We start from the raw sequence: 14,054 nt of genomic DNA on the forward strand, positions 1-14,054 counted from the left end.
CACCGAAATACTTGTAGAATGCATAAGACATACCGTGTTGCCAAAGGTGCAGCGCACCGTAATATTTCGTTATATCTAATTCAACTCCTATTTACTTTGTCCGAGCATTTTCTGGATCTTTTCCAAGTATAGCTTCTTTGACAAAATTGCTGTCCCACGAATGATCATTATCGGAAAAACTGAGCAGCAGATCATTTTGCAGCAACTTTTCCTGGATAGCAATTTCATCTTTTGAATTAAGCGCATATTCTTTTAAGTCATGCCGGGAGGAAGCTAATTTGGCAAGCGCTTTTTCATCAAACTTTATAAATTTTTGTCCCTGACGGGTTGCAGTGTGCTTTCTGAAACCGAGTTCTCCCAAAGCATCAACGGCAAGCTGAACTGCTGTATATAGGGTTTCACGATAAACGTTCGTAACGCCAGTTTCCATCAATTCATGCGCGTCAAAACGGTTACGGGCGCGTGCGAGAATTTTGATATGCGGAAAATGTTTCCTGACCGTATGAACCAGATTGCTGTTAACTTCTGGTGAATCAATCGCTGCGATGAGTATTTTCGCACTTTCAATACCGGCAGATTTTAGCATATCAATACGGGTTGCATCGCCGTAATAAACCTTAAAACCCATTCTTCTGAGCAATTCCACCTGGTCCGGGTTATTATCCAGAATGGTTGCTTTAATCCCATTTGCCCTAAGCAATCTTCCAATGGTACTTCCAAAATGTCCAAAACCTGCAACGATTACGTCATGATGTTCTTCAATGATATCACCTGGCTTTTCAACCGGTTTTTCTTTAATACCAAAATAGGGATGAATGAATTTTTCATGAACCAAAAGGAGAAGCGGCGTAGTCATCATGCTGATTGCCGTTATCGCCGTCAGTTTTCCAATCCATTCCTGATCGATGATATTTAGCTGTCCTGTAAAAGAAAGAAGTACAAACGCAAACTCTCCAACCTGGCTGAGTCCTAACGCAAAGAGAAAATTCTGATCGTTGTTCAATTTATATATTTTTCCAATGCCAAAAAGGACAATGAATTTAATAAGCAATACCAGCAAAACCAGCATTGCAATTTGAGCAGGAGCTTCCTGAATCAACTGGAAATTAATCGATGCACCAACACCCATAAAAAATAATCCCAGCAAAAGTCCTTTAAACGGATCAATATCACTTTCGAGTTCATGCCGGAATTCACTGTTTGCCAAAACAACACCAGCTACAAATGTGCCAAGCGCAGGACTTAAACCAACCATTTCCATCAAAAAAGCAACGGCCACAACCAGTAAAAGTGACGACGCCGTAAACATTTCGCGAAGTCCGGTTTTAGCAATTACCCGAAGCAGCGGAACCACAAGATAAGTGCCGATTCCATAAATAGAACCTACCGCAGCAATAACCAGAATCGTTTGAACCCAGGCCGGAAGTCCGCTTAATAGTGACGGATGAGCTTCGTTCGCGACTACTGATGTGGTAGCAAGCAAAGGCAAAATTGCCAGAATTGGGATGACGGCTATGTCCTGAAAGAGCAATACTGAAAATGATGCCTGTCCAGCAGTAGTATGCGATAATCCTTTTTCTTTTAAAGTTTGCAAAACAATGGCGGTGGACGACATTGTTAAGGTAAGTCCGGCAGAAACCGCCGTTGTCCATTGCCAGCCCATTAATATAAATACAAAAAAAAGAAGGATACTTGTGCCAAAAAGCTGCGAAAATCCAAAACCAGCAATGGCCTTTCGCATTTTCCAAAATGCAGAGGGTTCCAGTTCCAAACCGATAATGAATAACATCATGACCACACCAAATTCTGCAACATGCATAATATCCTGACCCTCTCCTCCTATAAATCCAAGGACGAAAGGGCCAATAATAATGCCAGAAAGCAGGTATCCAAGAACGGAACTCATGCCGATTTTTTTTGCAATCGGAACACAGATAACCGCTGCACCCAGATATACCAAGGCCTGAGAAAGAAAATCGGTGGTCATAATAGTTGGTTTTCTTTTACCCAATCATTCAGGTAGTTATATTTTTTAAAAGCCTCTATATCAAGATCATTATTGGCCAGATAATCCAGTAGATAATGATAGGCAACGGCTTGTTCATCGATCTGATCTTTGAGAATCCGGTGGGATCCATGCGTGACAAATGGAGGCAGATAATTCATTTTACACAAAGTTGCCGTCTGATCAAATGGGGCTAGAAACTGGCGGATCGTGAAACGGTTATTGGCTCCTTCATGATAGGAATGCTCCGGTGCTCCGGTAGTGATAACCTGAAAAACAGATTTTCCTTTAAGGGCAATTCCACCCGGTCCATAGGCCCATCCTGCTTCAAGTACCAGATCAATCCATTGTTTTAAAAGTGCAGGACAGCTATACCAATAAACCGGATGCTGCCATATGATGATATCGTGCTCCGTTAAAAGTTGTTTTTCCTTTTCTATGTCAATATTGAAATCGGGATAATGCTCGTACAGGTCATGAAAAGTTACACCGGATGGATAATGCGATACCAGCGTTTTGTTTACCCTCGATTTTTCAAAAAGAGGATGGGAAAATAAAATCAGTACACGATTTGACATAGTACTTTTTAAAATGTGGACGGCGATCTGATCTTAAAAATATAAATCTTTTATCTTTTTTCGGCTAATAATATCCCATTCTTCAAAACGGCGCAAAGTCACAAATGAGCCAAATCGCCAATCCGTATTGACAATAACAGCACCTACAACAAAAAGATATTTTCCTGTAAAATCCGTACTCTGAATCATATGATCAATCATTTTTCCTGATTCTTCATAAATGATATCAGTGGATTCCCTAACTGAATCTGTCGAGTTTAAAACTCTGTCTTTTTGATTAAATAGGAACTCCTGTAAAGTATGCTGCTGGTAATCGTCGGCTGGTTTTTGTCCGGATTTTATTTCATCATTTTTTAATCGGTTAAGCGCCAGAATTGTTGCTCCGCAGCAAGTTGAATCATGATTTTGACCGACGCGAAGGATTTTTCCGGTATTTCCTTCAGCATTAATTCCGATGTGCGGTGCATAAAAAATCATGGCGGCACCCTCTTCCGGGACATGGTGTGCAAATGCAGCCATCCCGGTTATACCCGTAAAAGGATAACCATTCAAGCCGCCAAGATTAAAGGGGCCGAGCATTTCCCTTCCTTCTGCCGGATATTCAATATTATTCACATCATCGGAACATACCGAATGAGCAAGTAAAATCTGGTCAGGGGCCAGACCATAACCAGACATACTTTTATAAATATTTAAAATAAAATCGGACGAGCTGACGGCGTTGGGATAGTGGGCCTGGACTTTATCAAGCATAACAAGACAGGTTTCGGATTAGAGAAAGATTCACGATGCAAGATTTTAATTTGATATGATAATTCCTGTTTTTTACAATTGAAACTGACATTTTAGTGTGCTAAGCTGAAATTTTGAAGGGTGTAGATTTGGGTGCCGAAAATATTTTCCCCGGGAATGAATTCCCGCGCTACAATGTCAGCCATGCTTACGGCATTTGGATTTTGGCAGAAAATAGGTTGGTTTGGATGAATTGATTTATTTTCCAAAAAACATTTCGGATTGTTTAACTTATTCATCTCTTGAAAATTCGAGGTTATTAAAACAATGCCGTAGGCATGACCGATATTGTAGCCCCGGAATTTATTCCGGGGGAAATAATTGCGAATTTGCTATCCTGAATGCCGTAGGCATGGCCGATTTAAAAGTGAGTTTTAAGGTGTCTCTTCAAACCATTTTTTAAATGTTGGAACGCGCTCTTTGCTAACCAGAATAAGATTAGTGGAAACAGGATAAACACGCATCAAAAGTCTTCCGTTGAAATATAACTCAATATCTTTAATACAATCTCTTGATATAATAAACTGACGATTGGCTCGAAAGAAATTGGAAGTATCTAGTTGATTTTCAAGTTCTTCGAGCGACTTGTCCAGGATGAAACTGCGGTCATCATGAAGCATCGCCGTCACAATTCCATTCTGGATTGTGAGCCAGGCGAAATCCAGAGCTTTCAACGGAATCAATTTATCACGATACGGGACTAAAAAACTTCTTCTTGCATTCTTTTTGTTGAGGATTTGTGAATGGACAATTTCTTCAAGTACTCTGACTTTTGCGGTGGTATTTTCCTTATTAAGCTGGTAATATTTGTCCATACTAAACCGAAGCAGTTCCGGACGTATCGGTTTTAACAGATAATCAATGCTGTTAAATTTAAAAGCACGCATTGCATACTGGTCGTGGGCAGTTGTAAAAATAACCGGACAGCCAATTGAAACCTGTTCGAAAATTTCAAAACAAGTGCCGTCACCCAGCTGGACATCCATGAAAACCAGATCAGGCAATGCATTACTTTGCAGCCACGCAATGGCCATTTCTACACTTTCCAGCATACCAACAACATTGGCCTGCGGATCCATTTGTTGTAAAAGACCTTTCAGGTAATTAGCCGCCGGGACTTCGTCTTCAATGATTAATATATTTGTCATGGAGATTCGATTAAAGGGACTTTGACTAAAAATTGTTGCGCATCGTGGATTTGGGAAGTTTCTTTCCCTGTTTGCAGGCGATAGCGTGCATCCAGATTTTGTAAACCTATCCCGCTGCTTGCAACATTTGTTTTCTTGGTAATAGAATTTATGACCAGCAACTGTTTCTCGGCTTCATCCAGTTTTACTTCAATTTGAAGAATATGATTGGAGGTAATTACATTGTGTTTGATTGCATTTTCGATCAGGATTTGTAGCGAAAGCGGAATAATATACCATTCACGGGTCGTTTCTACATTATCAAATTTGTACATCAGCTTATCTCCAAACCGAGCTTTATGAAGTGCCAGATAAGAGCGGGCAATGTCAAGTTCGTCCGACAATTGAACAACATTCTGATTCTGGATTTTCAGGTTATAGCGAAGAATATCCGAAAGATCATGAACAATTCTCTGGGCTTCTTCCGGATTGCTGGCGATGGAAATATTCAGGATATTAAGTGCGTTGAACAAAAAATGCGGATTTAACTGATGTCTTAACGCGTCCAGCTGAGTTTTTAATTTTTCTCTTTTGAGTTGTTCATTTTCCAGATTGATCTGATAATTTCTTTGATCTACTTCCAGAAAATCACCAAAAACCCGGATTGCCAACAATACTAAAATATTGTATCCAAAAGTTACCTCATTAAAGAAAAAAATATTTTTTTGGGAATTTAAAGTTAAAAGCTGGAACTGAAATAAAAGTTCGGTCAGGACAAAAAATAGAATAAGAGATAAGAAGATTTTGACATACGTTTTTTGCCTGTTGAACCATCCCGGAATATTGCAAATATGAAATAAATACAGATTGCTGAAAATCCAGGAAAATAAGAAATTAGATATCAGCTGAACACCCAAATATGCCAGCCCAAACCCTTCGACCGTTGGAGATGGAGAAGAATTGATGATCAGAAATAACCAGGGAACGCTAATAAACAAGCTCCAAATAATACAGAACCGCCAGGCAAGTGCCACACCTTTGTCATAGAGAATTTTCATACTATGCGGCCGGTGTCACTTGTAAAGGGTTCGTTTCGAATCTCAGAGGTTTCTCTTTTTGAATATGTTTTTCATGAATTAATGTACAAACGGACTGAATCAACCCAATTTCATCTATTGTCCATTCCCGTTGATTCATGGTATCTTCCAAACCCAGAAATCCTGCCCATTGTTTTTTGTAAAAAAATGGAACCGCAAGAATGGATTGAATGTCGCGATTTTGAAACATTTGCTGCTCGCCTTCCGGTAGTTCTTTCAACAGATTTGCAACCGGCTGACGGTTTTCGAAAAGTTTGTCCCAGCGTTTGAAATAAGGATACCAGGCAGAAGAAGAATTCGCCAGATAAGTTTTATCCTGGTTGTAAACTCCGGGTGCGCGGTATTCATTGGTTTTAACAATACCAAAAAAAGTGTCGGGAAGTGTCACTTTTTGACAAATATAAGAGCGGCTCACATCCAGCGCTTCGGTCAAAAGATTTAGCGTATTCATGACACAGCATTCTTTTTCACTTTTAAAATTGAAGGACGTCAATTCTTCCTGACATCTGGCCAATACTTTTTCGTGAAAACTTTGCTTGTTCTGATCAATTTGGGCGAGACGTATCAAAGCATTTTGCTGCCATTTGGCCAGTGTCGTCTCCATGGCTTCAAGCCAGGAAGTTTTGTTGGCACTCGTGATATAAAAGTTGGTAGCAAGAATGGACAAAGCTTTGTCGGCATTAACCGGACACACACCCTCGGCCATTACAAGACACGGAATCTGATTTCCTAAAACACTTACAAGATCAGACACTTGTCCGTCCGGAAGTGTGCAATTCGATATAACGAGGTCAAATTTGTCGTGGTAGCAAGCCTGAAGCGCCAACTGCTTGGTAGCGGCGATTTTAATTTTGTAAATATAACCTGCCGCACTGAGAGACTCGACAATAAGGCTCTGCCATTCATTTCGAATTGAAACGATTAGTAATTTTAAGGGTTCCATGAAGTTAATCTTTACGTTGGTCGGGTTCAAAACCACTATATAAAAATACTGGGATTGTCAATGTGAAAAATAGCGAAGCTATACGATTGTACGGCATGAAGATCACTATTGTTGCGTAAAAAATGTTTTATTTAACAGGAACTTCTGCTTTGATTTTGTCAGGAGTTGTTTTTAAGAAAAACCGGGGAGATATGAAAATGCATATGTTTTTCATGAATCAATTCTGACACAGATTTCAGAAAACTGATTTCAGAATTGGACCAATCTCTTGGATGCATACTGTCCTCAAAACCAATGAATCCATCCCAGCTTTCTTTATATGAAATAGGAATGGCCAGAAAAGATTGCATATCTCTTGTTTGCCACCAGGATTTTTGGTCAGCTTCCAAAGCTGAATATTTTATCTGAACAGGTTTTTGTGCGGAAAAAGAGCTGTCCCAGCTTTTATAGTAAGGATAGTCTGTATTAGAATTTTTTCTGTTTTTTGACGCAACGCCGGGAGCACATACTTCTAGTGTCTGGACAATTTCCGTAACATGATTGGCCGCTCCGTATTTCCGGCAGATATAAACCCGGCTGATATCGAGTACTTCACGGAGTAGATCAAGGGTATTCAATACTGCATTTTCTGTGGATTCATTTGCCGGCGATAGTTCTTCTGCACAGCGCAAGAGGGCTCTTTCAAAAAGATTATTATAATTTTGATTGAATAGCGCAATACGCTCCTTGGCAGCGTTTTCCCAGATTGCCATGGTATTTTCAAGATGCGTAAGCCAGGAAATTTGTTCAGAGCAGCTTATATAATAATTCGTCTCAGGAATAAAAAGTATCGATTCTGCCGTGAAAGGGCATTTTCCTTCTGCCATTACCAGGCAGGGAAGCAAGTCTCCAAGCACGCTGACAAGATCAGTTACCGGCCCGTCAGACAGTTTGCAGTTAGAAATCAATATGTCGAATTTTTTCTCACCACAAGCTTGCAATGCATTCTGTTTGCTATCCGCATGGGTAATTTTAAAGCTGTAATTTGCTTCGGCAAGTGAGTTCTCAATCAGGGTTTGAGATTTTCCTTTTAACGATACTACCAATAATTGCAAGGGTTCCATTGAGTGAATTTATAAGGGTTTACGTATTTGGAACGGGTTATCGTTCCAAACAGATATATTTTATTTTCAGTCTAATGTGTGCAGGGTAACAGATCGATTATTGTCGACAGTCAGATCAATAAAAAAACGAAATGGCTAATATTATATGTGAAAGGTGTCGGTGACGTGTGTATGTAATACAAAGATAGCAGAGTCCTTAAATTTTCAATTATAATTTCCTGAAAAAAGGAAAGGAAAATCTTGATTTTTTCAAACTTCCCGTGCTATCTCTCACTACGCCAATATGTGCGTTTCGGGCTATCAGGCAAATGAATTTAAATATTTTACATCAAAATATTATCGATGGCTTCAATCGGAAGCGGTATTTTTTCTTCGTTCAGCATATCCCTTAAATCCGTTTCTATAATCCTGCAAATGGCGGTCATGGGGACGTCGTTAATTGCATTTTCAAAAGGATTTTCACTGGTATCACCCACAACTTCCATTGTGTGAAATATCCAGGCAATGACTACGTATAAAGGAATTCCCAACCAGACAGCACCTCCGGGAAGTTTGGCAAATTCGGTAAGCAATCCGAATGGTAAAATCAGGATAAATAACCAGACAAACAATTTGCTGTAATAAGCGTATTGCCTTGGAAACGGAAAACTTTTTATAGCCTCACAAGCACCCTGATGATTATAGAATTCCTGAACCAACTCCATTAAACGGCGATGTCCTATTTCGGAGATAAATCCTTGTTCAGCCAGTTGAGTTATCCGCGCCGTCTGCTTTTTCATAATTTGCGTTGCAACATTTCTTTTTCCGGCATAACTTTCCGCCTCAATTTCAGGAACAAATTCCAGTAATATTCTCGTAATATCTGACGAAACCTGGGCATGGTTATCCGTGCCCACTACCTGGTGCGCAACGGTACTGGTATCTCCCCAGACACTTTTCCGGCGAAGTTGAACGCGAACTGTGTTTAGATAAGCAATATGTCGATATAATATTTCTTCTTTAATGAGGGCTGTTTCATCGGGTGAAAGATCCGTTGATTTTATGAAGGCAGTTATATAAGCGCCAAAGCTGCGGCTTGCATTGGTCATTCCTCCCCAGAAACGCCTGGCGTCCCATAACCTGGAATACGAAGCATTATTTTTAAATCCGACAGAAAAGGCAACAGCCGTACCTATAAGTCCGATGGGAACAAAAGAAACGCCGATGTGAATTTCAAAATAGAAATGAAAGAGGAAGAGAATGCTGGAATAGATAAGGAAAAACAAAACGGAACGCCATGAAAACTTGACAATAAGGTTCAGTTTGATTTCTCTGGCGGTATACATTTTTCGTAACGTTAATAATGTGGCTTAGTTATGGAATCATCGGTACAAATTTTTAATTTCACTAACGTTTTCCGGCAGGTTTGATCCTCAGGCTGAAAACATGACACTTGAAGCAGATCATTCCGGCCCTGAAATCTTTCTTCAGATATCATGGTTCTTTAGCACTGGTTATTTATTTTCGTTTTTGATTTATATCAATATAAATTATTGAAAAATAACTATTATACTTGATCTGTTGCCGCTTTTTTGTTGTTTGTTAATTATAGGTAATATTAGCTTTGGTAAAATATTATTTTATTAATTGGCTTATAATCAAATGAAATACTGTCTTTTTGGTTTAAAATTAAGTTAATGTTAAGGTGTCGTAACTTCAATTACGCATACAGAAGGTTTGAAGTACCAAATCAACAGGTTCAGGTTTATTTTTGTCAGTTTCAGCAATGATTTGTATCAGCTCAGAAATTTTAGTCAGGATATTTACAACAGAATCTACGCAAAAGCTAATTAGAATAGCACAGCATGGCTTCTCTTTACTGTTCAATAATCAGTAATGTTTTAAACGTTAAACCCTGAAAAACTTCATTTCCAATGAGCGCGAACAAGTCCCTTGCACGTCGTTATTTTTATCAGATCATGAATGGAATGAATGCGGAAACAGCGCATGAAATTCTTTCAGAAGATTTTGTCTTCACATTACCAACGCATCCTGAACCTTTCCACGGGCCAGACGGATTTTTAGGTTTGGTTTCTATGCTCCACGGATCTTTTCCCGATTTTTACATCAATCCACAAGAAATGATGGCTGGCGGCGACTGGGTTGTTACCCGCTGGGTCGGTGGCGGGACTCATTCCGGTTCACCACTTTTAACTGTCAAAGGAAATGTCGAAGCCACCGGCCGTTTTTTCGAAATTGACGGAATGACCTGGCATACGATTAAAGATGGGAAAATTGTTGAGTCTATCGGTCACGAAGATACACTTGGATTGATGCTTCAATTAGGTGTTTTGCCAAGTGAAGCAAAAACAGCGCAACCTGATCTCGCTGCTAACGAAATTCTGGCAACCCGTTATTTTGAAGAAATCATGAGTCAGGGCAAACTGGAAGTAATCGAAGAAATCCTTGATCCGGAATTTGCTTTTATTATTCCTACACAGCCAGAGCCAATAAAAGGTTATGAAGCTTTCACCGGTTTTGTTAAATATCTGCACAATGCTTTCCCGGACATTAAGTTTACGGTAATGCGCCAGACTTCGGAAGGCAATAAAGTAGCGTCGCGGTGGAGCATTGCAGGAACACACCAAGGAGAATTCTTAGGAGTTCCCGCTTCCGGAAATCACCTGATCGACTATGGTATTGATATTTTCACCATCAAAAACGGTAAAATATTTTCGGTTCATGTGAATGAAAATGATTTTGGATTGATGCAGCAATTAGGCGCCATTCCATCCTGATCAGTTATTCTCCTCTTCTAAAAACTTCACTGTTATGTCTGAATTAGAAAAAAACAAAGCCATAGTACGTCGTTACTGGTTCGAACTTTGGAACGAAAAGCGATTTGAAGTACTTGACGAAATCGCGATTGAAAACGTCGTTTTTCATTTTCCCCAAGGCCAGGCGCATCAGCCTGCAACTTTGAAAATCTGGTTTGAAACCGCCCTGATAGCTTTCCCGGATGTTCATTTTACATTGCATGATGAATTGGCAGAAGGTGACAAAGTAGTAAGCCGCTGGTCGTACGAAGCCACAAATACAGGGAAATTTCTTGGACGTGAAACTACGAGCTTGAAGGTAACCGATTTAGGAATTGATATTTTCCGTATTGAAAACGATAAAATCGTAGAAATGTGGGTCGCTCAGGACAGTCTGGGTTTGTTGCAGCAATTAAAAGTGCTTCAATAACAATTCTGGTTTTCCCAATCATTTCCCTTTTACTCCAGCAATTTTACAAAGACCACAACAATCCTTTAATTGATAAAAACCATGTCATATTCTGCTGAACAAAACAATGCGATCTGCGTTGAATTTTTTGAAACTGCCTGGAATACAGGTGTTATTCGCGAAGATTTATTATCAGAAGATGCTATCGACCATTCTCAGGTTGGCGGCAAAACAGTAAGTGAACCAGGTTCCGGAAGCTTCAAACATATCGTTGGTATGTTCCGTGGCGGAATGCCTGATGCAGCCATCAGTATCGAAGATGCCATTTTCGCAGCTGATAAGGTTGTGCACAGATGGAGATTAAACGGAACAGACACACAAGGAATTATGGGTATGCCGCCAAGCGGAAAACATATTTCCATGACCGGTACAACAACGGTTCGTTTGGCTGACGGTAAAATCGCTGAGCGTTGGGCTAATGTTGATGAGCTTGGTTTGTTACAGCAGCTTGGTGTAGTACCTCCGCCTCCGGGAGCGCATTGATAGTTTGAGAAAGTCAGATTTTTGTTTTCGTATACAGCATATAGTTAAGCAAAAATAGACCGGATCAGTCAAATAAATTGGTTTGAATTAGTTAACCCATACTTCAAAATATCAGTGTTATGTCAAAGAAAATATTAGCAGTTCTTTCCGAGTACGGTTATTGGGGAATAGAGCTGGTTGGCCCTCTTGAAAAATTGGAAGCTGCGGGATACACCGTAGAATTTATTACGCCAAACGGAAAAAAAGCAGAAGCCTTGCCACCAAGTTACGACACTACGTATGTGGATCCTCCGCTTGGCACTTGTGTAACTACGCCGCTTGCAGCAGAAAAAGTGATCGCTTTTGAAGCTACAAACCGGTTGGAAACAAGACAAAATCTTTCCGAGGTTATTCCGCAGCGTCCTTATTTTTCTACGCCTGATTTTTTACGGGCATTCGAAAAATATTACAGCGATCTGAAAATTGCACAAGACAAAATAACAGAAGAATATGCAGCTGTTCTTTTGGTAGGGGGCAGCGGGCCGATTATTGACATGGTTAATAATCAGCGTGTTCATGATTTGATCCTTGCTTTTTACAAGAAAAATATGCCGGTTGCCGGTATTTGCTACGGTGTGGCACCGCTTGTTTTTGCCCGTGATTTTAACGAAAGAGATTCGATCATCAAAGGCAAACATGTGACAGGCCACTGTATCGAATATGATTACCACGACGGAACCGGATTCCTTCACACAGATTTGAATATGGGGCCACCGCCATATGTTTTGGAATACATTCTTTCTGATGCGGTTGGGCCGGAAGGTAAATACCACGGAAATTTTGGAAAAGAAACTTCTGTAATTGTTGATTATCCATTCATTACTGCCCGCTCATTGCAATGTTCTTTTGAGTTTGGAGATCAGTTTGTAAACGTCCTGGATAAAGGTCTCACTCGTTATGGCTGGTAAAACCGGAAATCAGAAAATTATTGAACAATTCCTGGCTGACGGCATGGATCACATGTTCGGAAATCCCGGTACGGTAGAGCAAGGTTTCCTTGACGCGCTGGCCGAATATCCGGAAATGAAATACATCCTGACGCTCCAGGAAACCATCGCGGTCATGGCTGGTGACGGATATGCCCGTGCTACGCAGAAACCAACTTTGGTTCAATTGCACAGCTCGCCCGGAATCGGAAATGCGGTTGGAGCAATTTATCAGGCAAAACGCGGTCATGCGCCGCTGGTAGTAATCGGCTCGGATGCAGGGGTGAAATACCTGAATATGGATGCACAAATGGCAAACGATCTGGTGGGTATGATGGCGCCGGTAACGAAATATTCAACGATGGTAACGTCTTCGAAATCTGTTTTGCGGACGTTGAGAAGGGCAATTAAAATTGCTTCGACACCACCGATGGGCCCGGTTTATGTTTGTCTGCCAATGGATATTCTGGATGAAATTAATGATGAACCGGTTTTCCCGACATCGATACCTTCAACCCGTGTAGCACCTGCTGCGGAATTGATTAAGCAAACTGCTGAAATCTTGCTTGCTGCTAAAAAACCGATGATTTTTATAGGTGATGGTGTGGCTTATTCAGGAGCTGTATCTGAACTTGCAAAAGTGGCTGAACTGCTTGGTGCAGAAGTATATGGTGTCGAGTTTGGTGATCTGGTAATGGATAATACACATCCGCTTTACCAGGGATCTACCGGTCATATGTTTGGTGAATTCAGTCTTCCGATTACCCAAAAAGGAGATGCGAACCTGATTGTTGGAACCTACATGATGCCGGAAGTTTTTCCTGGTCTTGATGATATCTATGCTTCTGATGCGCAGGTAATTCATATTGATCTGAACGCGTATGAAATTGCCAAAAACCACCGCGTTGATATTGGTATCGTAAGTGATCCGAAACTTTCTCTGAAAGAATTGGCAGCAGCCATCGAGGAATTAATTACAGAAGAACAGAAATTAGCCGCTGCGGCAAGAGTAAAAGAAATCGGGGATTTGAAGGCTGAAAAGCTGGCGAAAGATAAGAAGGTCGATTTGGAACAAGTTGGAAAATCGCCACTTCATATGTCTCAGTTTGCTTCGGTACTGGCAGAGAAATTACCGGCGGATGCAATCATTTTCGATGAAGCATTAACCAATTCCCCTCCGGTAACCCGCTACATTCCACCAACAATTCCAGGACACTATTTTGCAACACGCGGAGGTTCGCTTGGTGTAGGTTTCCCGGGTGCGATCGGAGCGAAAATGGCTAATCCTGATAAAACGGTAATAGGGTTTTCCGGAGATGGCGGTAGTATGTACACCATTCAGGCATTGTGGTCTGCGGTGCGTCATAATACCGGCGCAAAGTTTGTAGTGTGCAACAATGGTTCTTACAAACTGCTTCAACTGAACATCGATGTCTACTGGAAAGAAAGAGAAATCCAGGGCCATAATCAGCCTTTGCCTTTTGATCTTTCTTATCCTGCGATTCGCTTTGATTTACTGGCTCAATCACTTGGTGTTGATTCAGTTCGGGTTGAAAAGGAAGAAGATATTCCGGCGGCGATTGACCGGATGCTGGCTGACGACAAGCCCTTTTTAATTGACCTTGTTTTAGAAGGAAATTATAAGACAGATTGGGTAGTAACCAACTGTGCACAATAAAATCACAAATCCCTCCTCT

The 14,054-nt window shown here is 40.7% G+C and carries 13 protein-coding genes; 5 read left to right on the forward strand and 8 right to left on the reverse strand.

Annotated features, from left to right (window positions below):
• Positions 1 to 91: 91 nt before the first annotated feature.
• From FDK13_RS10305 to FDK13_RS10340, 8 genes are all read right to left on the reverse strand, one after another.
• Entirely contained in the window at positions 92 to 1,987 is a 1,896-nt protein-coding gene (locus tag FDK13_RS10305) for a monovalent cation:proton antiporter-2 (CPA2) family protein (RefSeq protein WP_137339904.1), read from the reverse strand.
• Complete coding sequence (locus tag FDK13_RS10310; protein ID WP_137339905.1) at positions 1,984 to 2,583, reverse strand: NAD(P)H-dependent oxidoreductase; 600 nt, start codon at positions 2,581 to 2,583, stop codon at positions 1,984 to 1,986. The genes FDK13_RS10305 and FDK13_RS10310 overlap by 4 nt, the downstream gene beginning before the upstream one ends.
• Before the next feature lie 33 nt (positions 2,584 to 2,616).
• On the reverse strand, positions 2,617 to 3,336 hold the full coding sequence (locus tag FDK13_RS10315) for an LCIB family protein (protein ID WP_137339906.1): 720 nt from the start codon (positions 3,334 to 3,336) through the stop codon (positions 2,617 to 2,619).
• A gap of 413 nt (positions 3,337 to 3,749) precedes the next feature.
• On the reverse strand, positions 3,750 to 4,523 hold the full coding sequence (locus FDK13_RS10320) for a LytR/AlgR family response regulator transcription factor (RefSeq protein WP_137339907.1): 774 nt from the start codon (positions 4,521 to 4,523) through the stop codon (positions 3,750 to 3,752).
• The gene (locus FDK13_RS10325) at positions 4,520 to 5,560 is read right to left on the reverse strand and encodes a sensor histidine kinase (RefSeq protein WP_137339908.1); all 1,041 of its coding nucleotides are present in this window, start codon (positions 5,558 to 5,560) and stop codon (positions 4,520 to 4,522) included. The genes FDK13_RS10320 and FDK13_RS10325 overlap by 4 nt, the downstream gene beginning before the upstream one ends.
• Position 5,561: 1 nt before the next feature.
• Positions 5,562 to 6,542 carry a hypothetical protein gene (locus FDK13_RS10330; RefSeq protein WP_137339909.1) on the reverse strand — a complete coding sequence of 327 codons (981 nt, stop codon included), beginning with the start codon at positions 6,540 to 6,542 and terminating at the stop codon, positions 5,562 to 5,564.
• Between the two features lie 158 nt (positions 6,543 to 6,700).
• Positions 6,701 to 7,645 carry a GAF domain-containing protein gene (locus FDK13_RS10335; protein WP_137339910.1) on the reverse strand — a complete coding sequence of 315 codons (945 nt, stop codon included), beginning with the start codon at positions 7,643 to 7,645 and terminating at the stop codon, positions 6,701 to 6,703.
• 323 nt (positions 7,646 to 7,968) lie between these two features.
• A complete protein-coding gene (locus FDK13_RS10340) occupies positions 7,969 to 8,970 on the reverse strand; it encodes a bestrophin family protein (protein WP_137339911.1) in 1,002 nt (333 codons plus the stop codon).
• Between the two features lie 588 nt (positions 8,971 to 9,558).
• Here FDK13_RS10340 and FDK13_RS10345 point away from each other — a divergent pair.
• From FDK13_RS10345 to FDK13_RS10365, 5 genes are all read left to right on the forward strand, one after another.
• Positions 9,559 to 10,422 carry an ester cyclase gene (locus FDK13_RS10345; RefSeq protein ID WP_137339912.1) on the forward strand — a complete coding sequence of 288 codons (864 nt, stop codon included), beginning with the start codon at positions 9,559 to 9,561 and terminating at the stop codon, positions 10,420 to 10,422.
• A 34-nt stretch (positions 10,423 to 10,456) separates the two neighbouring features.
• Complete coding sequence (locus tag FDK13_RS10350; RefSeq protein WP_137339913.1) at positions 10,457 to 10,870, forward strand: ester cyclase; 414 nt, start codon at positions 10,457 to 10,459, stop codon at positions 10,868 to 10,870.
• A gap of 81 nt (positions 10,871 to 10,951) precedes the next feature.
• Positions 10,952 to 11,392: an ester cyclase gene (locus FDK13_RS10355; protein WP_137339914.1), complete on the forward strand. Its 441-nt coding sequence runs from the start codon at positions 10,952 to 10,954 to the stop codon at positions 11,390 to 11,392.
• 119 nt (positions 11,393 to 11,511) lie between these two features.
• Positions 11,512 to 12,339: a type 1 glutamine amidotransferase domain-containing protein gene (locus FDK13_RS10360; protein ID WP_137339915.1), complete on the forward strand. Its 828-nt coding sequence runs from the start codon at positions 11,512 to 11,514 to the stop codon at positions 12,337 to 12,339.
• The gene (locus FDK13_RS10365; protein WP_137339916.1) at positions 12,329 to 14,035 is read left to right on the forward strand and encodes a thiamine pyrophosphate-binding protein; all 1,707 of its coding nucleotides are present in this window, start codon (positions 12,329 to 12,331) and stop codon (positions 14,033 to 14,035) included. The genes FDK13_RS10360 and FDK13_RS10365 overlap by 11 nt, the downstream gene beginning before the upstream one ends.
• Positions 14,036 to 14,054: the final 19 nt, after the last annotated feature.

The sequence above is a fragment of the Dyadobacter frigoris genome, assembly GCF_005280585.1.
GTDB classification, from domain to species: Bacteria; Bacteroidota; Bacteroidia; order Cytophagales; family Spirosomataceae; genus Dyadobacter; species Dyadobacter frigoris.

Excerpts from the sequence above, each read along its gene's own strand:
- FDK13_RS10325 (WP_137339908.1), bottom strand. The coding sequence starts at position 5,560 with ATGAAAATTCTCTATGACAAAGGTGTGGCACTTGCCTGGCGGTTCTGT.
- FDK13_RS10315 (WP_137339906.1), bottom strand. The coding sequence starts at position 3,336 with ATGCTTGATAAAGTCCAGGCCCACTATCCCAACGCCGTCAGCTCGTCC.
- FDK13_RS10305 (WP_137339904.1), bottom strand. The coding sequence starts at position 1,987 with ATGACCACCGATTTTCTTTCTCAGGCCTTGGTATATCTGGGTGCAGCG.
- FDK13_RS10350 (WP_137339913.1), top strand. The coding sequence starts at position 10,457 with ATGTCTGAATTAGAAAAAAACAAAGCCATAGTACGTCGTTACTGGTTC.
- FDK13_RS10355 (WP_137339914.1), top strand. The coding sequence starts at position 10,952 with ATGTCATATTCTGCTGAACAAAACAATGCGATCTGCGTTGAATTTTTT.
- FDK13_RS10365 (WP_137339916.1), top strand. The coding sequence starts at position 12,329 with ATGGCTGGTAAAACCGGAAATCAGAAAATTATTGAACAATTCCTGGCT.
- FDK13_RS10330 (WP_137339909.1), bottom strand. The coding sequence starts at position 6,542 with ATGGAACCCTTAAAATTACTAATCGTTTCAATTCGAAATGAATGGCAG.
- FDK13_RS10360 (WP_137339915.1), top strand. The coding sequence starts at position 11,512 with ATGTCAAAGAAAATATTAGCAGTTCTTTCCGAGTACGGTTATTGGGGA.
- FDK13_RS10320 (WP_137339907.1), bottom strand. The coding sequence starts at position 4,523 with ATGACAAATATATTAATCATTGAAGACGAAGTCCCGGCGGCTAATTAC.
- FDK13_RS10335 (WP_137339910.1), bottom strand. The coding sequence starts at position 7,645 with ATGGAACCCTTGCAATTATTGGTAGTATCGTTAAAAGGAAAATCTCAA.
- FDK13_RS10340 (WP_137339911.1), bottom strand. The coding sequence starts at position 8,970 with ATGTATACCGCCAGAGAAATCAAACTGAACCTTATTGTCAAGTTTTCA.
- FDK13_RS10345 (WP_137339912.1), top strand. The coding sequence starts at position 9,559 with ATGAGCGCGAACAAGTCCCTTGCACGTCGTTATTTTTATCAGATCATG.
- FDK13_RS10310 (WP_137339905.1), bottom strand. The coding sequence starts at position 2,583 with ATGTCAAATCGTGTACTGATTTTATTTTCCCATCCTCTTTTTGAAAAA.